Annotated in this window: 22 protein-coding genes and 1 pseudogene; 19 read left to right on the top strand and 4 right to left on the bottom strand. The window is 71.5% G+C overall.

Translation table 11 applies throughout. The features are described from left to right. Positions 1–101: 101 nt before the first annotated feature. The 5 genes from ureA to ACNYS0_RS02325 are packed head-to-tail and all read left to right on the top strand — an operon-like array spanning position 102 to position 7,132. On the top strand, positions 102–704 hold the full coding sequence (gene ureA, locus ACNYS0_RS02345; protein WP_422470930.1) for an urease subunit gamma: 603 nt from the start codon (positions 102–104) through the stop codon (positions 702–704). Next, positions 701–2,386, top strand: coding sequence for an urease subunit alpha (locus tag ACNYS0_RS02340; protein WP_422470929.1), 1,686 nt, complete (start codon positions 701–703; stop codon positions 2,384–2,386). Before ureA ends, ACNYS0_RS02340 begins: the two co-directional genes overlap by 4 nt. A gap of 14 nt (positions 2,387–2,400) precedes the next feature. Then, positions 2,401–4,119: an amidohydrolase gene (locus ACNYS0_RS02335; protein WP_422470928.1), complete on the top strand. Its 1,719-nt coding sequence runs from the start codon at positions 2,401–2,403 to the stop codon at positions 4,117–4,119. Continuing rightward, on the top strand, positions 4,116–5,450 hold the full coding sequence (locus tag ACNYS0_RS02330) for an MFS transporter (RefSeq protein WP_422470927.1): 1,335 nt from the start codon (positions 4,116–4,118) through the stop codon (positions 5,448–5,450). Before ACNYS0_RS02335 ends, ACNYS0_RS02330 begins: the two co-directional genes overlap by 4 nt. Continuing rightward, entirely contained in the window at positions 5,447–7,132 is a 1,686-nt protein-coding gene (locus ACNYS0_RS02325; RefSeq protein WP_422470926.1) for a thiamine pyrophosphate-dependent enzyme, read from the top strand. Before ACNYS0_RS02330 ends, ACNYS0_RS02325 begins: the two co-directional genes overlap by 4 nt. A gap of 3 nt (positions 7,133–7,135) precedes the next feature. On the opposite strand, the gene ACNYS0_RS02320 is transcribed toward ACNYS0_RS02325, so the two are convergent. Further along, positions 7,136–7,540 carry a GNAT family N-acetyltransferase gene (locus ACNYS0_RS02320; protein WP_422470925.1) on the bottom strand — a complete coding sequence of 135 codons (405 nt, stop codon included), beginning with the start codon at positions 7,538–7,540 and terminating at the stop codon, positions 7,136–7,138. A gap of 129 nt (positions 7,541–7,669) precedes the next feature. On the opposite strand from ACNYS0_RS02320, the gene ACNYS0_RS02315 reads away from it, so the two are divergent. The 4 genes and pseudogenes from ACNYS0_RS02315 (at position 7,670) to ACNYS0_RS02300 (ending at position 12,850) form a co-directional block, all read left to right on the top strand. Continuing rightward, a complete protein-coding gene (locus ACNYS0_RS02315; protein ID WP_422470924.1) occupies positions 7,670–8,263 on the top strand; it encodes a TetR/AcrR family transcriptional regulator in 594 nt (197 codons plus the stop codon). A 111-nt stretch (positions 8,264–8,374) separates the two neighbouring features. After that, positions 8,375–10,579 (top strand): annotated as a pseudogene (locus tag ACNYS0_RS02310) (MMPL family transporter); the annotation flags it as partial. A gap of 27 nt (positions 10,580–10,606) precedes the next feature. Continuing rightward, complete coding sequence (locus ACNYS0_RS02305) at positions 10,607–11,518, top strand: MSCRAMM family protein (protein WP_422482425.1); 912 nt, start codon at positions 10,607–10,609, stop codon at positions 11,516–11,518. A 102-nt stretch (positions 11,519–11,620) separates the two neighbouring features. Next, positions 11,621–12,850: an MFS transporter gene (locus ACNYS0_RS02300; protein WP_422470923.1), complete on the top strand. Its 1,230-nt coding sequence runs from the start codon at positions 11,621–11,623 to the stop codon at positions 12,848–12,850. A 40-nt stretch (positions 12,851–12,890) separates the two neighbouring features. On the opposite strand, the gene ACNYS0_RS02295 is transcribed toward ACNYS0_RS02300, so the two are convergent. Both ACNYS0_RS02295 and ACNYS0_RS02290 read right to left on the bottom strand, forming a co-directional pair. Then, the gene (locus ACNYS0_RS02295; RefSeq protein WP_422470922.1) at positions 12,891–13,820 is read right to left on the bottom strand and encodes an aldo/keto reductase; all 930 of its coding nucleotides are present in this window, start codon (positions 13,818–13,820) and stop codon (positions 12,891–12,893) included. 22 nt (positions 13,821–13,842) lie between these two features. Continuing rightward, positions 13,843–14,349, bottom strand: a complete 507-nt coding sequence (locus ACNYS0_RS02290) for a cupin domain-containing protein (protein ID WP_422470921.1) — start codon at positions 14,347–14,349, stop codon at positions 13,843–13,845. Positions 14,350–14,487: 138 nt separating this feature from the next. Between ACNYS0_RS02290 and ACNYS0_RS02285 the strand changes: the two genes are divergently transcribed. From ACNYS0_RS02285 to ssuE, 10 genes are all read left to right on the top strand, one after another. Next, positions 14,488–14,922, top strand: coding sequence for an RrF2 family transcriptional regulator (locus tag ACNYS0_RS02285; RefSeq protein WP_422470920.1), 435 nt, complete (start codon positions 14,488–14,490; stop codon positions 14,920–14,922). Next, positions 14,919–15,854, top strand: coding sequence for a DsbA family oxidoreductase (locus ACNYS0_RS02280; protein WP_422470919.1), 936 nt, complete (start codon positions 14,919–14,921; stop codon positions 15,852–15,854). The genes ACNYS0_RS02285 and ACNYS0_RS02280 overlap by 4 nt, the downstream gene beginning before the upstream one ends. A gap of 427 nt (positions 15,855–16,281) precedes the next feature. After that, positions 16,282–17,817: an ABC transporter substrate-binding protein gene (locus ACNYS0_RS02275; RefSeq protein WP_422470918.1), complete on the top strand. Its 1,536-nt coding sequence runs from the start codon at positions 16,282–16,284 to the stop codon at positions 17,815–17,817. Between the two features lie 5 nt (positions 17,818–17,822). Further along, entirely contained in the window at positions 17,823–18,812 is a 990-nt protein-coding gene (locus tag ACNYS0_RS02270; protein WP_422470917.1) for an ABC transporter permease, read from the top strand. 6 nt (positions 18,813–18,818) lie between these two features. Next, the gene (locus ACNYS0_RS02265; RefSeq protein WP_422470916.1) at positions 18,819–19,700 is read left to right on the top strand and encodes an ABC transporter permease; all 882 of its coding nucleotides are present in this window, start codon (positions 18,819–18,821) and stop codon (positions 19,698–19,700) included. Beyond that, complete coding sequence (locus ACNYS0_RS02260) at positions 19,697–20,590, top strand: ABC transporter ATP-binding protein (RefSeq protein WP_422470915.1); 894 nt, start codon at positions 19,697–19,699, stop codon at positions 20,588–20,590. Before ACNYS0_RS02265 ends, ACNYS0_RS02260 begins: the two co-directional genes overlap by 4 nt. Beyond that, entirely contained in the window at positions 20,587–21,423 is an 837-nt protein-coding gene (locus ACNYS0_RS02255; protein WP_422470914.1) for an ABC transporter ATP-binding protein, read from the top strand. The genes ACNYS0_RS02260 and ACNYS0_RS02255 overlap by 4 nt, the downstream gene beginning before the upstream one ends. A 35-nt stretch (positions 21,424–21,458) precedes the next feature. Further along, a complete protein-coding gene (locus ACNYS0_RS02250) occupies positions 21,459–22,808 on the top strand; it encodes an LLM class flavin-dependent oxidoreductase (protein WP_422470913.1) in 1,350 nt (449 codons plus the stop codon). Continuing rightward, positions 22,805–23,581 carry an alpha/beta fold hydrolase gene (locus ACNYS0_RS02245; protein ID WP_422470912.1) on the top strand — a complete coding sequence of 259 codons (777 nt, stop codon included), beginning with the start codon at positions 22,805–22,807 and terminating at the stop codon, positions 23,579–23,581. Before ACNYS0_RS02250 ends, ACNYS0_RS02245 begins: the two co-directional genes overlap by 4 nt. 55 nt (positions 23,582–23,636) lie before the next feature. Next, on the top strand, positions 23,637–24,194 hold the full coding sequence (gene ssuE / locus ACNYS0_RS02240; RefSeq protein ID WP_422470911.1) for an NADPH-dependent FMN reductase: 558 nt from the start codon (positions 23,637–23,639) through the stop codon (positions 24,192–24,194). A 3-nt stretch (positions 24,195–24,197) separates the two neighbouring features. Here the strand turns inward: ssuE and ACNYS0_RS02235 are convergent, their stop codons facing one another. Next, the gene (locus ACNYS0_RS02235) at positions 24,198–24,593 is read right to left on the bottom strand and encodes a MerR family transcriptional regulator (protein WP_422470910.1); all 396 of its coding nucleotides are present in this window, start codon (positions 24,591–24,593) and stop codon (positions 24,198–24,200) included. Positions 24,594–24,682: the final 89 nt, after the last annotated feature.

The following is a 24,682-nucleotide window of genomic DNA, read 5'->3' as shown; positions in this document are numbered from 1 at the left end:
GGGCGATGTTTCAACGTTGGTTCGGCGGCCGAGGCCGAGGATCCTGGTGCGATCCCTGGGCGGAGCGTCCGGGGCCCGCCGACCAGGAGGGCCATCCGACCGTGCACTTGACCCCTCGTGAACAGGAACGGCTCCAGCTGTTCACCGTCGCCGAACTCGCGCGCCGTCGCCGCGCGCGGGGACGCCGCCTGAACGCCCCCGAGGCGATCGCCCTGATCTGCGACGAGATCTTGGAGGCCGCCTGGGACGGGCTGAGCCTCGACGAGGTGATCGAGACCGCGCGGCGGGTGCTCACCGTCGACGACGTGCTGGACGGCGTCGCCGACATCGTGACGACCGTGCAGGTGGAGGCGCTGTTCCCGAGCGGCACTTCTCTCGTCGCCGTCGACCGGCCGATCGGTCCCGCCAGTGCCGAGGGACCGGGCGCCGTACGCACCGCCGAGGCGCCACCCGTCGAGATCAACGTCGGCCGCCCGCGCACCACCCTCACCATCCGCAACACCGGCGACCGCGTCGTCTACATCTCCTCGCACTACCCGCTGCACGAGGCCAACCGGGCGCTGGAACTCGACCGCGAGACCGCCCGCGGGCTGCGGCTCGACATCGCCGCAGGCACCGCCCTCGCCTTCGAACCCGGCGAGCGGCGCGAAGTCGTCGTCATCCCCGCAACTCACAAGGCCCGTACGACCCAGGAGCGCGCATGACCAGCGTCGACCGCCGCACGTACCACGCCCTGTACGGGCCCACGACCGGCGACCGGATCCGGCTCGGCGACACCTGCCTGTGGGTGGAGGTCGAGGCCGACGACGGCACCCCGGGCGACGAACTCCTCGGCGGCTGCGGCAAGACGGTCCGCGACGGACTCCTCGCCTCACCGCGCTCCGACCGCGATTCCGCCCTCGACATGGTGGTCGCCGGTGTCGTCCTCATGGACCCGGTGCTCGGCGTGCGCAAGACCGACATCGGCATCAAGGACGGCCGGATCGTCTCCGTCGGGAGCGTCGGCAACCCGGACGTGATGGACGTCGAGTACGCCATCGACTCGCACACCTCCGTGGTGCCGGGGGAGGGGCTCATCGCCACGCCCGGCGTCGTCGACAGCCACGTCCACCTGTCCTCGCCCGAGGTCGCGCCCGCCGCGCTGTCAGCCGGAGTCACCACGCTCGTCGGCATGGGGCTCGGCGGTGTGTGGGAGATCGGCTGCAACCCGACCCACAACCTGCACACGCTGATGAGCTCCTGGCAGGGCACTCCGCTCAACATCGCCTTCCTGGCCCGCGGTTCGTCCAGTTCACGGGCGCTCCTCGACGAGATCACCCTCGCAGGGGCCGGCGGCTTCAAGATCCACGAGGACTTCGGGGCGACCCCGCGCATCATCGACACCTGCCTCGACACCGCCGAACAGGCCGACCTGCCGGTCGCGCTGCACACCGACTCCATGAACGAGTCGGGGTACTTGAGGGACACCCTCGGCGCCACCCGCGGCCGCACCGTGCACGCGTACCACGTGGAGGGCGGCGGCGGTCACCCCGACCTCCTGGAGATCCTCTCCGAGCCGAACATCCTGCCCTCGTCGACGACACCCACCGTGCCGTACACCCCGAACACGGTCGGCGAGCTGTTCCCGATGACGATGACCGTGCACCGGCAGAACCACGCCTCCGCGAGCGATGTCGCCATCTCCAAGGGCCGGATCCGCGAGCACGCCATCGCCGCCGAGAACGCCCTGCACGACCTCGGCGCCATCTCCATCGTCAACTCCGACTCCATGGGGATGGGCCGGATCGCCGAAACCGTGCGCAGGACGTGGCAGCTCGCCCACGTCCAGGCGCTCGCGAACGGCGGCGGGGGAGTGGAACACCCGGACAACACACGGGTGTTGCGCTACCTCGCGAAGATCACCCTCAACCCGGCGCTCGCGCACGGACTCGCCCACGAGGTCGGCACCGTGCAGGCCGGGCGGATGGCCGACCTGGTGCTGTGGGACCCCAAATGGTTCGGCAGCAAGCCCGAGCTGGTCATCAAGTCCGGTTTCGTGGCGTGGGGCAACACGGGCTCGGGGTCCGGGTCGACCCGTCTGACCCAACCGCGTTCCTACAAGCCCTACTTCGGGTCGCTGGGTGCCGCGCCCGCCCGGCTCGCCAAGGTCTTCGTCGCGGAGGCCGCGCTCAACGACCGCGCCGCTCGGGCCGCCCTGCCGGGCGGACTCTCGTACGCCCCGATCCGGGACAGCCGCGGCCTGACGCGCGCCGACATGCTGCACAACACGGCGACACCGCGGGTGGTGGTGCCGCGCGAGCCCGCGCCCGTCCTCGTCGACGGCGTCGAGACCGGGACACCGCCCGCGACAGAAGTGCCACTCGCGCAACTGCACCACTTCGCCTGAGGGGGCCGGCCCGTATGCAGCTCGATCTGCTCGTCCGCAACGCCCGTGTCCGCACCCTCGACCCCGACCGGCCGACCGCCTCAACCCTCGGCGTGCTCAACGGAGTTGTCGTCGGACTCGACGAGGACGTGGCCGGGCTCGGCGCCCGCAGGGTTCTCGACGCGGGCGGCGCCACCGTCGTCCCCGGCTTCAACGACGCGCACTGTCACACCGCCTGGTTCGGACTCAACCTCACCCAGCTCGACGTCTCCACGGCCCGCTCCGTCGACGACGTGTACGCCGCCGTGGCCCGGCACGCCGAAGGCCTAGCTCCGGACGCCTGGGTGCTGGGCGCCGGGCTCGACCACAACAACCTCGGCGGCGTCTGGCCGCACCGCGACGCCCTCGACCGCGCGGCGGGCGGCCGGCCCGTCTGGATCAAGCACACCTCCGGGCACGCCTGCGTCGTCAACACACCCGTGCTGCACGCGGCGGGAGCCCTGGAGGACGGCTTCCGGGACCCGGACGGCGGAGTCGTCTCCCGCGACGAACACGCCCGCCCCGACGGCCTGTTGGAGGAGACCGCCCAGAGCCTCGCGCAGCGCCAGGTGCTGCCGTACCCGGTGGAGACCGTCGCCGACGCCGTCGGAGCGGCGACCCGGCACTACCTCACCGAAGGTGTCACCAGCTTCACCGAGGCCGGGATCGGCGGCGGCTGGATCGGCCAGACTCCGGTCGAGCTGGCCGCCTACCAACTCGCACGGGAGACCGGTCGATTGCACACCCGGGCCCAGGTGATGGCCGCATCCGACGTGCTGCACCCGCTGGCCGCGCACGCCGACGACGACATCACGCTCGGCCTCGACCTCGGCATGCGCACCGGCTTCGGCGACGACACGCTCTCCCTCGGCCCGGTCAAGATCTTCCTGGACGGCTCGCTGCTGGGAAGGACGGCGGCCGTCACGGAGCCCTTCTGCGGGTGTCCCCACAACGAGGAGCGTCCCACCGGCTACTTCCAGGGCGACGCAGGGTCCATGACCGACCTCGTGGTCGCCGCGCACCGCTCCGGCTGGACGGTGGCCGCGCACGCCATCGGCGACCGCGCCGTCGACCTGGCCCTCGACGCCTTGGCCCGCGCCCACAAGGAACGGCCGCGCCCCGGCGTCCGCCACCGCATCGAGCACGCCGGTGTCGTCCGCCCCGAACAGCTCGCCCGCTTCGCGGAACTCGACGTCGTGCCCGTCCCGCAGCACAACTTCCTGCACACCTTCGGCGACGCCATGGCCGCCGCGCTCGGTCCCGAGCGCACCGGCTGGTCGTACCGCATGCGCTCGTTCCTCGACCTCGGGCTGCCCGTCCCCGGCAGCTCCGACCGGCCGGTGGCACCGGGCGCGCCGCTGCCCGCGATCCAGTCGATGGTCGCGCGCCTGACCGAAACAAAGGTGCCGTACGGTCCCGACGAAGGCGTTCCCGCCCTCGCCGCGCTGCGCGCTTGGACCGAGGGCTCGGCCCTCGCCACCGGCTTCGGCGGACGCAAGGGGCGGCTCGCCCCCGGGTATCTGGCCGACCTCACCGTCCTGGACGGCGACCCCGTCCGCACGGACCCCGACCGCATCGGCGCGATCGGCGTCCTCGCCACCGTCGTGGGCGGCGACCCCGCCCACGATCCGCACCATCTCACCCGCACTCCCGCACGCCACGGTCCCCCTTCCGCTCCGGCCACCCAGGCCGCCCCTCCCCAGGAGACCCCGTGAGCACCACAGCGAAGCCCCCGATCAAGGACATCAGAAGGCTGTTGTTCGGAGCCTTCAGCGGCACCGCCCTGGAGTGGTACGACTACTTCCTCTACGGCACCGCCGCCGCGCTCGTCTTCAACAAGCTCTTCTTCACCGACCTCAGCGCGGCGGCCGGCACCCTCGCCTCCTTCGGCACCTTCGCCGTCGGGTTCGTCGCCCGGCCCATCGGCGCCGCGATCTTCGGCCACATCGGCGACCGCTACGGGCGCAAGGTGTCCCTCATCATCACCGTCGTCATGATGGGAGCCACTACCGGCTGCATCGGCCTGCTGCCCTCGTACGACACCATCGGCATCTGGGCGCCGGCCCTGCTCACCGTCCTGCGCTTCGTCCAGGGCATCTCCGTCGGCGGCGAGTGGTCCGGGGCGATGCTGCTCACCCTGGAACACACCCCGAAGGAGAAGCACGGCAGCTACTCCTCCGTGCCCCAACTCGGCTCGCCGGTCGGCACGTTGATGTCCAGCGGTGCCTTCGCCCTCGTCGGCATGCTGCCCGACGACGCCTTCTACTCCTGGGGCTGGCGGCTGCCGTTCCTCGCCGCGTTCCCGCTCCTCGGCTTCGCGCTCTACCTGCGCGTACGCATCGAGGAGTCCCCGGTCTTCCGCGCCATGCAGGACGACGCCGAGCGCAATGGGCCGCCGCCCGCGCCGCTCCTCGAGGCGTTCCGCCGCACCTGGGGCCGCATGATCGTCGGCGTCGGGGCCGCACTCCTCGGCGTCGGCGGCTTCTTCCTCATGACGACGTTCATCATCAGCTACGGCACCGGTGAACTCGGCATCGACAAACAGACGATGCTCAACGCCACCGTGGTCGGCGCCGTCGTCGAGATCGCCGTCATCATCGCCGGCGGACGGCTCGCCGACCGCATCGGCTCGTGGAAGGTGTGTGCCATCGGCGCCGCCGTCACGATGGTGGCCGCGTTCCCCGCCTTCTGGCTCGTCGACACCAAGCAGACCCCGCTGGTGTACCTCGGCGTCGCGCTCGGCATCGGCGCGCTGTCCATCCCGTACGGACCGATCGGCGCGGTCGTCGCCTCGCTCTTCCCCGAGGAGTTCCGCTACAGCGCCGTCGCCATGTCGTACAACCTCGCCGGGGTCCTGGGCGGCTTCATCCCGCTCGTCGCGGCCTCGGTCACCGGCGCGGCGGGCGGCGCCTCCTGGGGCGCCGCGCTGCTCCTCGTCGGCGTGGCCGCCTGCACCGTCGCCGGGTCCGTCGCGGCCGGCACGGTGCTGCGCCGGCACGGCTCCCTTCCCTCCAGCGACACACTGAACGCAAAGGTTCCCGCATGACCCCGCACCGTCTTGCCCGCACCGGCGGCCAGGTCCTCGTCGACCAGCTCCGGGCCCACGACGTCGACACCGTCTACGGCGTGCCCGGCGAGAGCTACCTCGCCGTCCTCGACGCCCTGCACGACTCACCGGTCCGCATGGTGGTGTGCCGCCACGAGGGCGGCGCCGGATACATGGCCGAGGCCTCCGGAAAGCTCAGCGGGCGCCCTGGTGTGTGCTTCACGACCCGGGGGCCGGGCGCCACCAACGCGCTGGTCGCCCTGCACACCGCCCACCAGGACGCCACCCCGCTCGTCCTGTTCATCGGGCTCGTGCCGCGCGGCCACACCGACCGGCACGCGTTCCAGGAGCTGGACCTGCGCGGCACGTTCGGTACCAACGCCAAGCTCGTCGAGACCATCGACGACGCGGCCCGCATCCCCGAGTACGTGGCCCGCGCCTTCGCCGTCGCGAGCAGCGGACGGCCGGGGCCCGTGGTTCTCGGGCTGCCGGAGGACATGCTGACGGACGTCGTCGAGGTCGCCGACGCCACGCCGCTGCCGGTTCCGCACGGCGGGGTGTCGGCCGAGGAACTGGCCATCCTGGAAGGCCTGTTGAGTGCGGCCGAGCGTCCGCTGGTGCTGCTCGGCGGCAGCCGCTGGACGGACCGGGCGCGCGCCGACGTACGCGCCTGGGCCGAGGCCTGGTCGCTGCCCGTCGCCGTGGACTTCCGCTGCCAGGACCTGCTGGACAACGAGGCCGAGGTCTACGTCGGCAACCTCGGCTACGGGCGGGCCAGGGCGCTCTCCGAGCGGGTGCGCGAGGCGGACCTGCTGGTGAGCGTCGGCGCGGCGCCGGGAGACGTCACGACGGACGGCTACCGCTCGCTGCCCACGGTGGGCGAGGACACGGCGGGCCCGCGCCTGGTGCAGGTGCTCCCCGAGGCGCAGCCGCCCGGCGTCGTCCACCGCGCCGAACTCACCCTGCTCGCCGCCCCCGAGGCCTTCGGCGCCGCGATACGCACCCTGCGACCCGCCTCGCCCGTGCCCTGGGCGGAGCGCACCAAGGAGGCACGGGCCGCGCACCTGGCCACCCGCACACCGGAGCCGGACGGCGACCCGCTCGACCTCGGGCAGGTCTTCGCGCATCTCGACACCCGGCTTCCGGACGACACCATCGTCACCTTCGGCGCGGGCAACCATGCCATCTGGGCGCAGCGCTTCCTCACGTACCGCGACGGCATGCGTCAACTCGGCCCGCGCAACGGTTCGATGGGCTACGGCGTGCCCGCCGCGGTGTCGGCCGCCATCGCACACCCGGACCGCCGCGTCGTCTCCGTCGCGGGGGACGGCTGCTTCCTGATGAACGGACAGGAACTCGCCACCGCAGTGGCGGAGGGCGCGGCCCCGCTGATCCTCGTCCTGGACAACTCCCAGTACGGCACGATCCGAGCGCACCAGGAGCGGGAGTACCCGGGCCGGGTCAGCGGCACGGCCCTCGGCAACCCGGACTTCGCCGCGTACGCTCAGGCCTTCGGCGCCCACGGCGAAACGGTCACGGAGACCGAGGAGTTCGCCCCGGCCCTGGAGCGCGCGCTGACCTGCGGCCGCGCGGCGATCATTCAGCTCAAGGTGACCGAGGGGCGGCTCTCTCCCGGGGTGACCGTCGCCTCGCTGCGCGAGAGGGGGCGCGCCAAGGGCTGAGCCCTACGGGCGCAGGTGGATCAGGCCCGCCTCGGTGGGTCTGAATCCGCACGCCTCGAAGTAGAAGTCGCGGAGTCCGGGCTCGAAGTCGACGTGCAGCCACTCGCAGCCCGACTCCCGCGCCCGGGACGCCGCGAGGCGCACGACCGCCGTGCCGATGCCGCGCCGCTGGTGTGTGCCCCGGGTCTTGGCGTCGATCAGGAAGGCGTGGTCGCCGCCGTCCCATGCCACGTTCACGAAGCCGACGAGCAGCCCGTCCGCGTCGCGGGCCGTGGCCCAGCCGAGGCTGTACTTCTGGATCTTGGTCCACCAGCCGGCGACGTCATTGCCGCCGTGGGACCGCACGAGACCGACCATCTCCTCGTCGGAGACCGGGTCGCGCCATGCGCATTCGAACATCTCGCTCATGGGGCTTCACCTTCGCACACGGCGTGACCCGGGCCACGTACGAAACGGTTTCGTTTCATTGCGGTGGCGGGTTAGTCTGCCGTCGTACGAAACCGTTTCGTTCGGCACGGCCGTGAGGGGGAGCAGCACGTGAGTGGGACCGGCACCGCCGTGCGGCGCAGACGCATGACGGCGGAGCGCGAGGCGGAGTTGTACGACGCCGTGCTCGGGCTGCTGCGTGAAGTCGGGTACGACGCGCTGACCATGGATGCCGTCGCGGCCCGCACGCGGTCCAGCAAGGCCACGCTCTACCGCCAGTGGGGCGGGAAGGCCGCGCTCGTCGTGAAGGCGATGCGGCACCACAAGCCGGTCGACATCGCCCAGATCGACACCGGCACCCTCCGCGGTGACCTGCACACGCTCGCCCACCGGCACGACGACTGTTCCGTCGAGGAGTCGACCGCGCTGATGCGGGGACTCGCCATGGCGATGCACAGCGACCCGGATCTGCTGCGCGCGTTCCGGGAGTTGCTGATCGAACCGGAGCTGGAGGAGCTGGACCAGGTCCTCCAGAGAGCCGTCGCCCGGGGCGAGATCCGCGAGGACAACCCGGCGAGGGACTACACGCTGCACATGATGGTCGGCGCGATGGCGACCCGCGGTGTGATCGACGAACTGCCGCCCACCCAGGAGTACCTCATCTCATACATCGACGCAGTGGTCCTCCCCGCCCTCTGCGCCTGATCCCCCCGTACACACCCCAGATTTCCCCCACACCTGACGCCACCGCTCACCGTCGTCGGGCCGAAGTCCCCTGCCCAGCACCACATACGACCTGACCGGGAGTACGCCCTCGTGGCTCGATTCCTCTACAAAATGGGCCGATTCGCCTTCAGGCGACGGTACTTCGTCGCCCTCTTCTGGGTGGTGGTCCTCGCCGCCGTGGGCGTGGGCGCCTCCCAGGCCCCTACTGCCGCATCCTCCTCCTTCTCCATCCCGGGCACCGAGGCCCAGAAGGCCTTCGACCTGCTGGAGGACCGGTTCCCCGGCGCCAGCGCCGACGGCGCCACCGCGCGCGTCGTGTTCAGGGCCCCGGACGGCGAGAAGATCACCTCCGCCACCAACCAGCGCCTCGTGCGCGACACCGTCAAGGAACTCGGCGGCGGCTCCGAGGTCCAGAGCGCGACCGACCCGTATCGGTCCAAGTCGGTCAGCCGCGACGGCACCATCGCGTACACGCAGGTGTCGTACAAGGTCTCCGGCATGGAGCTGGAGGAGTCCTCGCGCGATGCGCTGAAGGACACGGCGCAGGACGCCCGTGACGAAGGTCTGACCGTCGAGGTCGGCGGCGACGCGTTGCAGGCGGTGCCCGAGACCGGCTCGACCGAGGTCATCGGCGTCGTGGTCGCGGCCGTCGTCCTCGTGATCACCCTCGGCTCGCTGATCGCGGCAGGACTGCCGCTGGTCTCCGCGCTGTTCGGCGTCGGCATCGGCGTCTCCGCCATCACCGCGCTCGCCAAGCCGCTCGACCTGGACTCGACGACGTCGACGCTCGCGATGATGATCGGCCTCGCGGTCGGCATCGACTACGCGCTGTTCATCGTGTCCCGGTATCGAGCCGAACTGGCCGAGGGCCGCGAGCGCGAGGAAGCCGCCGGACGGGCCGCCGGTACCGCCGGATCCGCCGTCGTCTTCGCGGGACTGACCGTCGTCATCGCCCTCGTCGGCCTCGCCGTCGTGAACATCCCGATGCTGACGAAGATGGGCTTCGCGGCCGCCGGAACCGTCGTCGTCGCCGTGCTCGTCGCGCTGACCCTGATCCCCGCCCTGCTCGGCATCGCCCGGCGCCGGGTGCGCCCCGCGGGCGCCAAGAGCAGGCGCAAGCAGCGCAAGGCGGAGAACAAGGCACAGGAGCAGGGCCACGTCCACGCAGAGCACGCCGAGCCCAAGCCCGCCCTGGGCACCCGCTGGGCGCGCCTCGTCGTCAGGCACCCGGTCGCCGTGCTGCTGCTCGGTGTGATCGCCCTGGGCACGGCCGCCGTACCGGCCGCGTCCCTCGAACTCGGCCTGCCCGACGACGGTTCGCAGCCCACCGACACCACGCAGCGCAAGGCCTACGACCTGCTCTCCGAGGGCTTCGGTCCCGGCTTCAACGGGCCGCTGATGGTCGTCGTCGACGCCAAGGACAGCGATCGGCCGAAGTCCGCCGTCGCCGATGTCACCAAGACCGTCAAGGGTCTCGACGACGTCGCCGTGGTGACCCCGGCGACGTTCAACAAGTCCGGTGACACCGCGATGCTCAGCGTCGTCCCGAAGTCCAAGCCGACCTCGACGGACACCGAGGACCTGGTGCACAACATCCGCGACGCGGGTGACGGCATCAAGGCCGACTCGGGCGCCGAGCTGATGGTCACCGGCTCCACCGCGATGAACATCGACGTGTCGCAGAAGCTCAACGACGCGCTCCTTCCCTACCTCGCGCTCGTCGTCGGCCTCGCCTTCCTGCTCCTCATCGTCGTCTTCCGCTCGATCCTGGTGCCGCTGAAGGCCGCGCTCGGCTTCCTGCTGTCCGTCCTCGCCGCGCTCGGAGCCGTCGTCGCCGTCTTCCAGTGGGGCTGGCTCGCCGACCTCATGGGCGTCGAGGAGACCGGGCCCGTGATGTCGATGATGCCGATCTTCATGGTGGGCGTCGTCTTCGGACTCGCGATGGACTACGAGGTCTTCCTCGTGACGCGGATGCGCGAGGCGTACGTCCACGGGGAGACCGCCAAGGAGGCGATCGTCACCGGGTTCCGGTACAGCGCCCGCGTGGTCACGGCGGCCGCGGTCATCATGATGGCCGTGTTCGCGGGTTTCATCGGCTCCACCGAATCCATGATCAAGATGATCGGCTTCGGGCTCGCCGTCGCCGTCTTCTTCGACGCGTTCATCGTGCGCATGGCCATCGTCCCGGCGGTCCTCGCGCTCATCGGGCGCGGCGCCTGGTGGCTGCCCAAGTGGCTCGACCGCGCGCTGCCCAACGTCGACGTCGAGGGCGAGGGCCTGCGTGAACTCGACGAGGCCCGCGCGGCCCGGCCCGCCGACGAGGTGCCGGGCGGCGCCGTCCCGCACCCCGCCGAGCCGGAGCGCGAGCTCGTCACGGCCTCGGTCGGCGCGCAGGGCGAGGCGCAGCCGCGCAAGCACCTCGTGACCGCGTCCACCCCGGAGGCCGACGGAGCCCGCTCGTTCACCCCGAACGGCAACGGCATCCTCGGCACCGTCCGCACCGGCGGCGGCGAGGTCGTGGCCCGCGCCGCGATCACGCTGATCTCGACGGGCGGCCGGCAGATCAGCCGCTCCGTCACCGACTCCGGCGGCTCCTACAGCCTCGACGTACCCGGTGCGGGCACCTACGTGCTGATCGTCGCGGCCGACGGGCACCAGCCGCAGGCCTCGACGGTCACCGTGGACGGGGAACTCCTCTCCCACGACATCCTGCTCACCGGCACCGGCGGACTCGCGGGCCTGGTGCGCGAGTCCGGCGGCCGTCCGGTGCCCGAGGCACTGGTCGTGGTGACCGATGTCCGCGGCGAGGTCGTGGCCACGGCGCGCACCGGACTGCACGGCGACTTCGCCTGCGGCGGCCTGGTGAACGGCCTGTTCACGCTCGCCGTCAACGCCCCCGGCTTCCGGCCGACGGCGCAGCAGGTGGAGACCGGCGCGCAGGGCGTGACGCAGGTCGAGCTCGTGCTCGGGGTCGGCAAGCGGGTACAGGGCGTGGTCCGCGCGGGCACGGAGGACGGCCCGCTGGCCGACGCCCGGGTCACCCTGGTCGACGCGGCGGGCAACGTCATCGCCACGACGACCACCGGCGCGGACGGCGCGTACGCCTTCACCGACCTCGACGCGGGCGACTACTCGGTCATCGCGACGGGGTACCCGCCGGCCGCGCAGACGCTGCGGGTGGGCGATGCGGAGCCGGGTGATCTCGACATCCGGCTGGCGCACCCGGAGGCGTAGCGACACCCTCCCACCGCCTGTAGGGGCGGCACCCGCCACGACCGGCGGGTGCCGCCCCTATGATCCTTTCTCGGCCTCCCCGCGAGAGAGAGCACGCTACCGATGGACCTGGACACCCGCCGCAGGCGGACGGCACTGTTCCTCTTCTTCCTCATACCCGGCCTGTCGATGTCGTCGTGGGTGACGCGCACCCCCGACGTCCGCGACCAACTGGGCGCTTCGACCGCGCAGATGGGCCTCGTCCTCTTCGGGCTCTCGGTCGGCTCGATGCTCGGCATCCTGTGCTCCGGCGCGCTCGTCGCCCGGTTCGGCTCACGGCCCGTCATGGGCGTGGCGACGGTACTGATCACCTTCAGCATGGCGGTCATCGGCCTCGGTGCGATGGCGTCCTCCGCGCCCCTCGTCACCGCGGGGCTGCTCCTCTTCGGCGCCGGAATGGGCGGGGGAGAGGTCGCCATCAACATCGACGGCGCGGAGGTGGAACGGATCACCGCGCGCACGATCCTGCCGACGCTGCACGGCTTCTTCAGCCTGGGAACGGTCGTGGGAGCGGCGGTCGGCATCCTGTGCACGGCCGTCGAGTTCCCCGTGCAGTGGCACCTGATCGCCGTCGCCGTGGTCACCACCGCGATGTTCGGGTACGCGATCCGGGCCGTCCCCAACGGCGTGGGCAGGGCCGTCGGCGGCTCGAAGACGGCGGGCGCCGCGCAGGGCCCGTCGAAGGCGAAGGTGTGGCGGGACCGCCAACTCCTGCTTCTCGGCGGCATCATCCTCGCCATGGCGCTCGCCGAGGGCGCCGCGAACGACTGGCTGCCGCTGCTCATGGTCGACGGCCACGACATGGACCCCGCGCTCGGCTCCGCCGTCTACACCGGCTTCGCCGCCGCCATGACCATCGGCCGCTTCGTCGGCGGTCACTTCATCGGGCGGCTCGGCCGGGGGCCGGTCGTGCGGGCCAGCGCCGTGTCGGCGACGCTCGGCATCGCCCTGGTCGTCTTCTCCGACTCCGCGGTCCTCGCCGGTGCGGCGGTGTTGTTCTGGGGGCTCGGTGCCTCGCTCGGCTTCCCCGTCGCGCTCTCGGCGGCCGGTGACTCGGGCGAGAACCCGGCGGCGCGGGTGAGCCTGGTGGCGATGCTCGGCTACGTCGCGTTCCTCGTCGGACCGCCGTGCCTCGGTTTCCTCGGCGACCACTACGGGCTGCGGACGGCCATGGTGGTCGTGCTCGCGTTCACCACGGTGGCCGTCTTCCTCGCTCCGGCGGTCGGGTCGCGCTCCTCGGCGACGGTGGCCTCGCGGCCCGACGGCGAGCGCTCGCGGGAGCACTGCGAGTGAGCGCGGTGGGCCCCGCCGCAGAAGGCGGGGCCCGGTGCGGCTACGGCAGCGTGTGCCCGGCCGCGGTGAACAGCCGGTACCACTCCTCGCGGGTGAGCGGGATGTCCGAGCCCGCCGCGGACTCGGCGACCCGACCCGGGTTGGTGGTGCCGAGCACGACCTGCATGTCGGCCGGGTGCCGGGTGATCCAGGCGACCGCGATGCCGGTCGGCGTCACGTCGTACTTCGCGGCCAGTTCGTCGAGCGCGGTGTTGAGCTCCGCGTAGTTCTCACGGTCGCCGATGAAGACACCGTCGAAGAAGCCCTTCTGGAACGGCGACCACGCCTGGAGGGTCATCTTGTTGAGCCGCGAGTAGTCGAGCAGCCCGTTGTCGCGGCTCACCGACTGGTCGAGCCCCGCCATGTTCGCGGCGATGCCCTGGGCGATCAACGGAGCGTGCGTGATGCTCAGTTGGACCTGGTTGGCGACCAGCGGCTGGTTCACCGCCGACTTCAGCAGCTCGACCTGTCCCGGCGTGTGGTTGGAGACACCGAAGTTCACGACCTTGCCCGCCGCGTGCAGCTCGTCGAAGGCCGCCGCGACCTCCTCCGGCTCGACGAGGGTGTCGGGGCGGTGCAGCAGGAGCATGTCGAGGTAGTCGGTACGCAGCGCCGCGAGCGACTCGTCGACGGTGGCCAGGATGTGCTCACGCGAGAAGTCGAAGAAGCCGGGCCGGATGCCGACCTTGCTCTGGATGACGATCGACTCGCGCTCCGCGGCGCTCAGCGTGACCGCCTGCCCGAAGCGCTCCTCGCAGGCGTGCCGCGTGGGCCCGTAGATGTCGGCGTGGTCGAAGCTGTTGATCCCGGCGTCGCGGGCGCTGTCGTAGAGGGCGCGGACGGCCTTGTCGTCGAGGTCCGCGATGCGCATCAGGCCCAGGACGACGTTGGAGGACGGCGTCTTGGCGCCGGGGAAAGAGATCGATTTCATGGCGCCATCCTCGCAGAGCCGGTCAGGATGCGTCGGGATCCGAAAGCGCGTACAGCTTCGGCAGATTGACCACGATGGCCTCCTGCGTGCTGCGGGCGATCACGACCACGGCCTCGTCGGACGGGTCGGGGTTCTCCTCGCGGTGCGGCACGTAGGGCGGGACGAAGATGTAGTCGCCGGGGGAGGTGCGCAGCCTGACCTCCTCGCCGGAGCCCGAGTCGTCGAGGAACACGAACTCGGGGTGCCCGCTCACCACGTAGATCGCGGTCTCGGACTCGCCGTGGTGGTGGTCGGAGGACGCGGTCGACGGGGCGACATGGGTCTGGCCCATCCACAGCTTCTCCGAGCCCACCGTGTTCCCGCTGACGGCGGCGAAGCGCCGCATGCCGCCGCTCTGCGCGGTGTCACCGTCCAGGGCGTCGGCGCGGATGTGGTGCAGCCGCGAACGCAGGGGAGCGGAAGGGGAGTTCGGAGCGTCGGGGAGATGGGGGTGGAAGCCCTCACCGGGTGTCGTCAGCGGCTCGGTCATGGTGGCGACGCTAGAGCGGCGACAGAAAAGATGTCAAGAGGTGTCCATTGGCTCTCACCTGCGGCAATGTTCCCGCAATGTTCGGGCGGAGGGGGCGCGGGACCTTGCCGCGCGGCGCTCTTCGGGCATCATGTGGCCATGCATATCTCCGCGAAGGCGGACTACGCCACGCGCGCACTCCTCGAGCTTGCCCGCGCCCCCGAACAGCCGCTCACCTGCGAGGCCATCGCCGACGCCCAGGGGATTCCGTTCCGGTTCCTCAAGTCGGTGGTCGGCGAGCTGCGCAAGGCCGGGCTCGTCCGCAGCCAGCGCGGCTGTGTGGGCGGGTACTGGCTCGGTGTGCCGGCCGACGCCATCACGCTGCTCGATGTCACCCGCGCCGTCGACGGCGAGCTGATCACCCTGCGCGGCGAGCCCCTGTCCGGGCTCGGTTACGCCGGTGCCGCACGCGGGCTGCCGGAGGTCTGGCGGCGGATCGAGGCGGACGCCGCCGCGGTGCTCGGCGGGGTGACGGTGGCGTCGCTCCTTGCGGAGGCCGGGGTCGAACCGGTGGCCTCCCAGGAGGTCGCGTGAGCGGCGACCCGGTGACCGCACCGCTCGAAGTCGTCGAGTACACCGACCCGCTGTGCCCATGGTCCTGGGGCTCCGAGCCGACCTTCCGCAGGCTGCGGCACGAGCTGGCGGGGCGCGTCCGCTGGCGCCGCGTGTACTGCATCCTCTTCGACGACGTCGATGACCCGGCTCCCGACCCGGCGGCGGAGACGGCCTGGTACGCGCGCTACGTCAAGGAGATCGGCGCGCACACCGGGGCCCCGTACGCCGCCCGCCTGAGCCGGGTCGCGGCGAGCTCCTGGCCGTCGTCCCTCGTGGCGAAGGCGGCGGAGGCCCAGGGGGAGGAGCCGGCCGCGCGGGCGCTGCGCCGCCTGCGCGAGACGGTCTTCGTCCTGGGGGAGCCCGCCGACACGCTCGACCTCGCCCTGGCCGCTGTACGCGACGTCCCCGGGCTCGACGCCGACCGCCTGCGCGATGACGCCACATCAGAAGCCGTACGGAGCGCGGTCCTGGCCGACCACGCCGAGGCCCGACGGCCGGTGCCCGAGGTGCTCGCGCCGCCGCCCGGAGACTCGCCGCACCCCGGCGCGGCCAAGGAGACGGGCGAGGGTACGGAGCTGCGGTACGCGCTGCCCACGGTCCTCGTGCGCGGGGCGGCAGGGTATCGGGCGGTGCCGGGGTGGCGGCCCTACGACGAGTACGTCGCCGCGGTGCGGGAGCTGGGCCCCGAACCGGTGGCGCCGGCCGAGCCGCTGCCCGCAGGCGAGGCGCTGCGCCGCCACCGCACCCTGACCGAACCCGAGCGGAGGGCCCTGGCGAGCGGCCCCTGGCCACCTCCGGAGGCCGTCCGTGCGGACACCGCGAACGGACCGCTGTGGCTGTGCCCGAGCGAGGCCGCGGTGCATCCGGCGACGCGGTCCCGCGGCAAGTCCAGCCTCCTGACACCGCGTTGACCAGCGACATCGAGCCGTCCCGCGTGATGAGACACCAATTGGTGTCCATTGACAGCCAGGGCTCGGGCGGGCCAGGATGTGCAGCATGCTGACGACGCACCCCGGCGTGGTGTGCCGCTATGTGGACCTGCGGCGCACGTGCAGCGCACTCTGTCGCTGACACTCTTCCCCTCCGCGTAGCTCCCCGCGCGCCTGAACCCTCTCCCCGGGCTTCCCCGGGAACTCAGGGCGCCTCGGACGCTCCTTCCTGACGGGCGGCTCTTCGAGCCCCTGCCCCGTCATGCCTCCTTCACCGCGTTCCGCCCTGCCCACCGGTGTGCCCAAGTGCATCCCTCGGGGCGGCTGCGCGCGCCTTGTCCTTCGCTCCTTCGCGCTGCCCTCGAAGCGCGGGAGCCGTCGCAGAGAGACACTCATGTCCGGACGCCCCATGCCCAGAACGCGCCGACGAACCCTGAAGGCCGCCGCCCCGGCCGCCGGGACCGCCCTCCTCCTCGTCTCCACCCTCAGTGGATGCGGTGGCGAGAGCGCCTCGGCCACGGGCGGGGGCGGCACGCTGAAGTGGACCTCCACCTACTTCCCGACCCACTGGGACCCGGTGGTCGGCGGCAGCGGCGCCCAGTTCCGCGAACTCTCCATGGTCTACGCCTCGTTGACACGCACCGACGAGAAGGGCGACGCGGTCCCCGACCTCGCCAAGAGCTGGGACTACAACAAGCGCGGCGACCGGATCACCTTCCATCTGCGCCCGGGGCAGAAATTCAGCGACGGCGAACCCGTCGACGGCGCCGCCGTGAAGGCGGCCATCGAACGCGCCAAGAAGCAGAAGAACTCCGCTCTCTTCGGGGACCTCACCTCGATCGAATCGGTGCGCGCTAAGGGGCTCGACGCGATCGTCGAGCTGAACCAAGTCGACTACCAGATACCGCAGTTGCTCGGGCAGCGCGTCCTCCAGATAGCCAGCCCCAAGGCGGCCGAATCGCCCGCCGAGCTCGACCAGCAGCCGGTTGGCGCCGGACCGTTCACCGTCACCCAGCTCATCCCCGGCACCAAGGCCGTCCTGAAGAAGAACCCGAAGTACTGGGACGCCAAGAACATCCACATCGACCAGGTCGAACTGACCTCGGCACCCGACGCCTCCACTGTCGTCTCCGGCCTCCAGACCGGCGTCTACAACTTCGCCGACATCGAGCCGAGCCAGGCCGACGCCGCCAAGAAGGCCGGACTCGACGTCTTCGTACAGCCCGGATTCAACGCCTCCAACATCAGCCTGAACGTCAACAAGAAGCCGTTCGACAACGACAAGGTCGTCGACGCGGTCCGGCACGCGATCAACCGTCAGGAGTTCGTCGACAAGCTGACGTTCGGCTACGGACAGGCCACCGACCAGCCGTTCCCCAAGGGGTACGCGGCATACGACCCGAAGTCGGCGAACGCCTACCCGTACGATCCCGCGAAGTCGAAGAAGTTGCTCTCTGAAGCCGGATATCAGGCGGGCGACATCAAGCTCGACCTCGTCATCCCGGAGGAGCAGCCCGACGCCGAGATCGTCCAGTCGCAGCTCGCCAAGGTCGGCATCAAGGTCAACATCAAGATCGACAAGAACTGGGCGACGCCGTTCTTCGCCAAGGACCTGACGTTCTCCCTGTACTCGACGACCGGGCGCGACTCCGCCGCGCAGACCCTCACCGCGCACTTCGGCCCCGACGGACCGCTCAACCTCAGCACTCCGTACGAGCCGAAGGGCTTCGAGGACGCCATCGCCAAGGTCCGCGAGACCCGCATCGACGCCCCCGACTACCCGAAGGTCCTCCAGGCCGCGACCCGCGCCGGGCTGCACAGCAGGGCGCTGGTCTTCACGTACTCCCAGCCGAACCTCATCGCCAAGAGCAAGACGGTCTCCGGACTCCCGAAGAACCCGGCCCACATCGACTGGACCGGCGTCACCATCAAGCCCGGGGCGTGAGCGGCATGCCCCGCACGAAGAACAGAACCGCTCATGTCCTCGGCCGAGTCCTGGCCACCGCCGGACGTTCCGTCGCCATCTTCGTCCCGGTCTTCGTGGTGGCGACGTTCGTGACGTTCGCGCTGCGCTCGATGAGCGGACTCAGCCCGGCCCGCATCCAGCTGGGGGAGAAGGCGACCCCTGAGGCCATCGCCCGCGTCGAGGCCCAATGGGGACTCGACCGGCCCTTCCTCGCCCAGTACGGCGACTGGTTCAACGGCGTCCTGCACGGCCAGTTGGGCACCAGCTGGACCAACGGCTCCGACATCTCCACCCTCATCGGGACCGGCCTCGGGGTGAGCCTGTCCGTGGCGGGCGCCGCACTCGTCATCGGCGTGGTCCTGGGCTTCGTCCTCGGCACCGTGGCCGCGCTGCGCCGGACCACCTGGATCGACCGGGCGGTCACCGGCTTCGTCACCGTGATCTCGGTGATGCCCGCGTTCGTCGTCGGCATCGTCCTGGTCACCGTCTTCGCCGTCGGCCTCGGCTGGTTCCCGTCCGCCGGATACGTACCGCTCGCACAGGGCTTCGGGCCGTGGTCCCTGCACATCCTGCTGCCCGCGCTCGCGCTGAGCTGCGACGTCGTCGCCGACGTGGCACGCCAGCTGCGCACGAGCCTGATCGCGGCCTCCCGCGAGAACTACGTCACCGGGGCCGTGGTCCGGGGCCTCAGCCCCCGGCGGATCTTCCTCGGCCACGTTCTGCGCAACGCCCTCGGCCCGACGCTCGCCACCCTCGGCCTCAAGTTCCCCGCCCTCGTGGGCGCCTCCGTCGTCACCGAATGGATCTTCGGCCTCCAGGGCTTCGGCCGCTTCGCCAACGACGCCGCACAGGCCGGCGACGTACCGGCCGTACAGGGAGTGCTCGTGGTGTCGATCGTCCTCGTCGTCGGCTTCAACCTGATCGTCAACCTGGTCCTGGCGCGCGTGACGCCGGCCGCCCAGCGGGGGGTGTGAGCCACCATGATCCGCCGCATACTCGCCCTCACCACGGGCCGTATCGCCGCCGTCATCCTCACCGTCGTCGCCCTGCTCGCGCTCCTCGGCCCGCTGCTCGCCCCGCAGAGCCCCCTCGCGACGAGCGGTGACACCCTAGCCGCCGCCTCGTGGGAACACTGGCTGGGCACCGACTACCTCGGCCGCGACGTGCTCAGCCGGCTCCTCGACGGGTCCCGCGTGAGTGTCCTCGGCTCGCTCGAAGTCGCCCTGACCGCACTGGTCGTGGGGTCGGTCCCGGGCATCCTGTCGGTGTACCTCGGCCGGGTCTTCGAGTGGCTGACGCTGCGCCTCGCCGACACCCTCGTCGCCCTGCCGTTCCTGCTCTTCGCGGTCGCGGTGATCGCGCTGCTCGGCAACGGCATCACCCAGGCGATGCTCGTGACCGGCGCCCTGGTGTCCCCGCTGTTCTACCGGGTGTCCCGCGCCGCGACGTTGGCGGTGGCCCGATCCCCGTACGTGGAAGCCGCGTTGATCTCCGGGGCCTCGATCGGCTGGATCGTCCGGCGCCACGTCTGGACGAAGGTGCTGCCGCCGCTGGCGGTCGCCCTCGCGCAGACCATCGGCACCGGATTCGTGATCGTGTCGAGCCTGACGTTCCTGGGCATCGGCGTCCAGCCGCCCGAACCCACCTGGGGCGGCCTGCTCGCCTCCGACCTCGGCTACCTCGGCCAGCAGCCCTGGGCCCCGCTCCCGCCCGCCCTCCTGATCATGGCGACGGTGTGGGCCGCGAACCTCCTCGCCGACGCGATCCGCGACGTGTCCGGCACGGCCACGAGCGGCCGCACCCCCATCGGAGCAGGCCGCGACCGCATCGACGACACCGCCCCCGCCGGAGGCACGACATGACGACAGCGCCCACCGCCCTCGCCCGCGCACAGGACCATCACGACGAACTCCGGGCCGCCGCCCCCGTGCTCTCCCTGCGCGACGTACGCATCGCCGACACGGCCACCGACCGGGAGATCGTGCACGGTGTCGGCTTCGACCTCGGGCCCGGCACGACGACCGGAATCGTCGGCGAGTCCGGCAGCGGAAAGACCCTCACCTGCCGCGCCGCGCTCGGCATCCTGCCGCCGCACTTCGAGATCACCGGCGGCCACGTCGAACTCGACGGCACCGACATCGCCACCCTGACCCCGAAGCAGTGGACCCGGCTGCGCGGCACCACCATCGCCGCCGTCTTCCAGGACCCGGCCTCCTACCTCAACCCCTCGATCCGCGTCGGCGCACAGCTCGCCGAGGTGCTCCGCGTCAAGAAGGGCCTCAAAAGGCGCGAGGCGCGGGAACGGGCCGTCGAGCTGCTGCGCACCGTGCACCTGCGCGACCCGGAACTCAGCTACGACCAGTACCCCCACGAGCTGTCCGGCGGCATGCTCCAACGCGTCCTGATCGCCACCGCGATCGCCGCGGAGCCCCGCGTCCTCATCGCCGACGAGGCCACGACGGCCCTCGACGTCACGGTCCAGGCGGAGATCCTCGACCTCCTGGCGGACCTGCGCGACCGAGCGGGCCTCGCCCTCGTCGTCGTCTCCCACGACCTCGCTGTGGTGGCCCAACTGTGCGACGAGGTGCTGGTCATGAAGGAGGGCACCGTCGTCGAACAAGGCCCTACGAGCGAGGTGTTGCACGCCCCGCGCCACGAGTACACCCGGCTGCTCATCGCCGAGCACGAGCTGTACGGCCTCGAAAGGTTCCGCACCGGGACCTCGACGGCCGCGGTCGAGGAGGACGCATGAGCACCACCATCCCGGGCCCCGTGCTGGACATCGACACGCTCGACGTCCACTACGGCCCCCGACGGCGCCGTCGCCAAGCCCTGCACGGCGTCTCGCTCAGTGTCGCGCCCGGTGAGACGCTCGGGCTCATCGGCGAGACCGGCTCCGGCAAGTCGACGCTCGCCCGCACCGTCCTCGGCCTCGTCCCCGCCACATCCGGCACGATCACCATCGGGGGAGCGGACGTCACCGCCCACAGCCGCCGCCAATGGCGCGGCCTGCGCCGCAGAGGCGTCATTCAGTACGTGTTCCAGGACCCGCTGCGCAGCCTCGACCCGGACCTGACCATCGAGGAGTCACTGAGCGAGCCCCTGCGCGTGGGCGGCGTGCCGCGCGCCGAGGCGGCCGAGCGCATCCGTGAGTACCTCGAACGGGTGCGCCTTGCCGAGGAGTTGCTGAGCCGACTGCCCGGCGAGCTGTCCGGCGGCCAGCGGCAACGCGTCGCCGTGGCACGGGCGTTGGTCACCCGGCCCCGCCTCGTCATCCTCGACGAACCCGTCAGCGCCCTCGACTCCGCCAACCGCGTCCAGATCCTGGAGATCCTCAAGGAACTCCGAGCGGACGGCACGGCGCTGCTGTTCATCTCCCACGACCTCGGCTCCGTCGCCGGCGTCGCCGACCGGATCGCCGTCCTGTACCGCGGCGAACTCGTCGAGACCGCAGCGACGGACACCGTCGTCAACGACCCCCAGCACCCGTACACGCGACTCCTGCTCGGCTCCGCACCCACCCTGCACGGCGCCCCGGCCGACCGGGCCGAACGCGAGGCGCTGCGCGCCCTGCTGCCCGCCTGAGCCACCGTCGCCCGCCCTCACAGAAGGACCCGCCCATGCCCCGCAAGAAGATCCACCTCGCGCTGCATCCCTACGGTGTCGGCGGCCCCGGCCAGCACGGCCTGTGGAAGGACCCGCGCGTCGCCGACAACGCCAGCATCGACATCAACTACTACATACGGCAGGCCAAGGCCGGCGAACACGCCCTGTTCGACGCCCTGTTCATCGTCGACAGCCAGTTCATCAACGCCACCTACCCCTCCCACTACCTCAACCGGCTCGAACCCCTCACCCTGCTCTCCGCCGTGGCCACGCACACTCGCCGCCTCGGTCTCGTCGGCACGGCCAGCTCGACGTACAACTCGCCGTTCAACCTGGCGCGCCGCTTCGCCTCCCTCGACCACATCAGCGGCGGCCGGGCCGGCTGGAACGTCGTCACCAGCTTCGACACCGGCACTTCGCGCAACTACGGGTTCGAGGAGCACCTCGACTACGCCACGCGCTACGGCAGGGCGCTGGAGTTCGTCGAGGTCGCCCGCGGCCTGTGGGACTCCTACGAGGACGACGCGTTCCCCGCCGACGTCGAGCGCAACGTGTTCCTCGACCCGGCCAAGCTGCACGAACTCAACCATGTGGGCGAACACTTCAGGGTCGCGGGCCCGCTCAACATCTCGCGCTCCCCGCAGGGCCAGCCGGTCATCTTCCAGGCCGGTGTCTCCGAGGAGGGCCGCGACCTCGCCGCCCGCGTCGCCGAGGGCATCTACGCGCCCGGCGGCTCCCTCCAGCAGGCCCAGGAGTACTACGCCGACATCAAGCGCCGCACCGCCGCGTACGGCCGCGACCCCGAACACATCAAGATCTTCATTCACGGCGGCCCGGTCGTCGCCGCCACCGACGAGGCGGCCCGCCGCCGCGAGCGGGAGATCTTCGAGGAGGACAACGACTTCGACCGCCACCTCGCCCTGCTCGGCCGCTCCTTCGGCGCCTACGACTTCAGCGTCCACGACCTCGACGCCCCTTTCCCCGACGTCGCCCACCTCGCCGAGAAGGGCGGCAGGACGGGAGCCGCGAAGATCATCGAACGCGCGCGGACCGAGAACCTCACCCTGCGTCAAGTCGCCCAGTCCCTGGCCGAGTTCCGCCGCTCGCCGTTCGTCGGCGCCCCGGAGACGGTCGCCGACCGGATCGAGGAGTGGTTCGACGCCGGCACCTTCGACGGCATCAACCTCGCCTTCCGCACCGAGGACGAACTCGAGCTGTTCGTCGACGGCGTCGTACCGATCCTCCAGAAGCGCGACCTGTTCCGCACCGCGTACGAGGCCGACACCCTGCGGGGCCACCTCGGCCTGCCGATCCCCGCCAACCGGCACACCGCCGACAACGCCCCCTTGGGAGCCCTGCGATGACCCGCCAGTACACCGACCACTTCGCCCCCGATGGCCTGCTCACCCGCGGCACCGTCCTGGTCGTGCCCGGACGCGGCGAGACCCGTGCCGTCTACGAGCGGTTCGGCAGGCGGCTCGCCGCGGACGCCTACCGCGTACGGGTCGTGGACACCCCGGATCTGAGCGGCGACGACCTCGACGCCTCGCTCGACGCCCTGGCCGCGCAGCTCGCCGAAGCGGCCGACGGTACGGCGCCCGAACCGGGCGGCACCGCGGCCGCCCCGCTGGTCCTGGTGGGCGCCGACAGCGGCGCCGCGGCGGTCGCCGCGCTGGTCGCGGACCCGGCCCGGGCACGCAGGCTGCGGGCCGACGGTGTCGTGCTCGCGGGACTTCCCGGCCGGGCGGCCGCCCTCACGGAGGCATGGGACGAGGAACTCGACGTCCGCACCTCCTGCCCCACACACCGTGGCGTCCTCACGGACGACACCCGCGTACGCCGCGGAGAGCTGAACGCACCGGTGCCGGAGGCGGTGTTGGAGTCGGCCCACGACAGCGCTGCGGACCTCCCGCACCTGCTCCTGGTCGGTGACGCCGACCCGCTGGCGGATCGCGACGCCCTCGCGCTCACGGCGCAGAAGCTGGACTCGGCGCGCCTGGCCGTCGTCCACGGCGCCCACCACGACGTGCTCAACGACAAGCAGCACCGCTCGGTGGCCGCGGAGGTCGTGATGTTCCTCGAAGCGCTGCGCGAAGGTCTGACCCCCGCGATCACGGTCGTGTCCAGCGCGTGGTGAACGCCGCCGCCCGTTAGCCCCTTGCGTCTTCCGCCCCCTCACGAAAGGCCCCACCATGGCCACCATCCTTTCCGTGTCCGGCAGCCCCTCCGCCACGTCCCGCACCGCGGGACTCCTGGAACATCTCGACGAACGGCTGCGCGGTCAGGGACACGAGGTGGACTCGCTGAAGGTCCGCACCCTGCCCGCGGACGCGCTGCTGGGTGCCCAGTTCGGCCACCCGGCGGTCGTCGATGCCATCGCCCGGTTCGAGCGCGCCGACGGCATCGTCATCGGCACGCCCGTCTACAAGGCCGCCTACTCGGGCCTGCTGAAGTCCCTCCTCGACCTGCTGCCGCAGTACGCGCTCGCCGGAAAGACCGTGCTGCCCCTGGCCACGGGCGGCAGCACGGCCCACGTCCTGGCCCTCGACTACGCCCTGCGCCCCGTCCTGAACTCGATGGGCCCGCACCACATCCTCCCCGGCTGGTTCACCCTCGACCGGGACGTCACGGTCGGCGAGAACGGGAAGGTGGCCGTCGCGCAGCCGTCAGCCGAAGCACTCGCGGAGGTCACGGACCGGTTCTCCGCGGCGCTCGGCGGCCGGACGGTGGCACTGGCGAAGGCCGGTTGACAGTCACCCCGCGGCGGCCGCGGCCGCCCGGGCGCGCTCGGCGACGTCGGCGGGGGAGGCGGCGATGACGTCGTCGAGCGCGGAACGGGAGGACCGCAGGTCGTCGATGGCTTGGGAGATGCGGGCCCGCTCCTTCAGGAGGGCGCCCACGAGGTCGGGGCAGGTCGGCACCAGACGCTCGCCCTCCTCGCGCAGGCACGGCAGGATCGTGGCGATGGTGGCCGTGGTCAGGCCCGCGGCGAGCAGGCTGCGGATGCGGCGCACGGTGTGCACGTCCGCCTCGGCGTACTCGCGGTAGCCGCTGGGGCGGCGCACGGGGTGCAGCAACTGCTGCTCCTCGTAGTACCGCAGCAACCGCTCGTGGACGCCCGTCCTGCGCGACAGTTCACCGATCCGCACGTGTTCCTCCTCGACGCGGCTTGACTCTCACACCGATGTGAGACTTTAGCGTTCCGGGTGTGAGCGGGGGAGGCCGCCCGACGGCGGTC

This window comes from Streptomyces anthophorae (assembly GCF_049310305.1).
Classification (GTDB): Bacteria; Actinomycetota; Actinomycetes; order Streptomycetales; family Streptomycetaceae; genus Streptomyces.
The sequence above is the reverse complement of the archived record's forward strand: the minus strand, read 5'-3'. Positions and strand labels throughout refer to the sequence as shown.

Coding starts and splice junctions, on each gene's coding strand:
- ACNYS0_RS02270 (WP_422470917.1), top strand. CDS start 17,823: ATGCCCCGCACGAAGAACAGAACCGCTCATGTCCTCGGCCGAGTCCTG.
- ACNYS0_RS02245 (WP_422470912.1), top strand. CDS start 22,805: ATGACCCGCCAGTACACCGACCACTTCGCCCCCGATGGCCTGCTCACC.
- ACNYS0_RS02260 (WP_422470915.1), top strand. CDS start 19,697: ATGACGACAGCGCCCACCGCCCTCGCCCGCGCACAGGACCATCACGAC.
- ACNYS0_RS02265 (WP_422470916.1), top strand. CDS start 18,819: ATGATCCGCCGCATACTCGCCCTCACCACGGGCCGTATCGCCGCCGTC.
- ACNYS0_RS02275 (WP_422470918.1), top strand. CDS start 16,282: ATGCCCAGAACGCGCCGACGAACCCTGAAGGCCGCCGCCCCGGCCGCC.
- ACNYS0_RS02295 (WP_422470922.1), bottom strand. CDS start 13,820: ATGAAATCGATCTCTTTCCCCGGCGCCAAGACGCCGTCCTCCAACGTC.
- ACNYS0_RS02290 (WP_422470921.1), bottom strand. CDS start 14,349: ATGACCGAGCCGCTGACGACACCCGGTGAGGGCTTCCACCCCCATCTC.
- ACNYS0_RS02285 (WP_422470920.1), top strand. CDS start 14,488: ATGCATATCTCCGCGAAGGCGGACTACGCCACGCGCGCACTCCTCGAG.
- ssuE (WP_422470911.1), top strand. CDS start 23,637: ATGGCCACCATCCTTTCCGTGTCCGGCAGCCCCTCCGCCACGTCCCGC.
- ACNYS0_RS02250 (WP_422470913.1), top strand. CDS start 21,459: ATGCCCCGCAAGAAGATCCACCTCGCGCTGCATCCCTACGGTGTCGGC.
- ACNYS0_RS02255 (WP_422470914.1), top strand. CDS start 20,587: ATGAGCACCACCATCCCGGGCCCCGTGCTGGACATCGACACGCTCGAC.
- ACNYS0_RS02340 (WP_422470929.1), top strand. CDS start 701: ATGACCAGCGTCGACCGCCGCACGTACCACGCCCTGTACGGGCCCACG.
- ACNYS0_RS02300 (WP_422470923.1), top strand. CDS start 11,621: ATGGACCTGGACACCCGCCGCAGGCGGACGGCACTGTTCCTCTTCTTC.
- ACNYS0_RS02320 (WP_422470925.1), bottom strand. CDS start 7,540: ATGAGCGAGATGTTCGAATGCGCATGGCGCGACCCGGTCTCCGACGAG.
- ACNYS0_RS02325 (WP_422470926.1), top strand. CDS start 5,447: ATGACCCCGCACCGTCTTGCCCGCACCGGCGGCCAGGTCCTCGTCGAC.
- ACNYS0_RS02335 (WP_422470928.1), top strand. CDS start 2,401: ATGCAGCTCGATCTGCTCGTCCGCAACGCCCGTGTCCGCACCCTCGAC.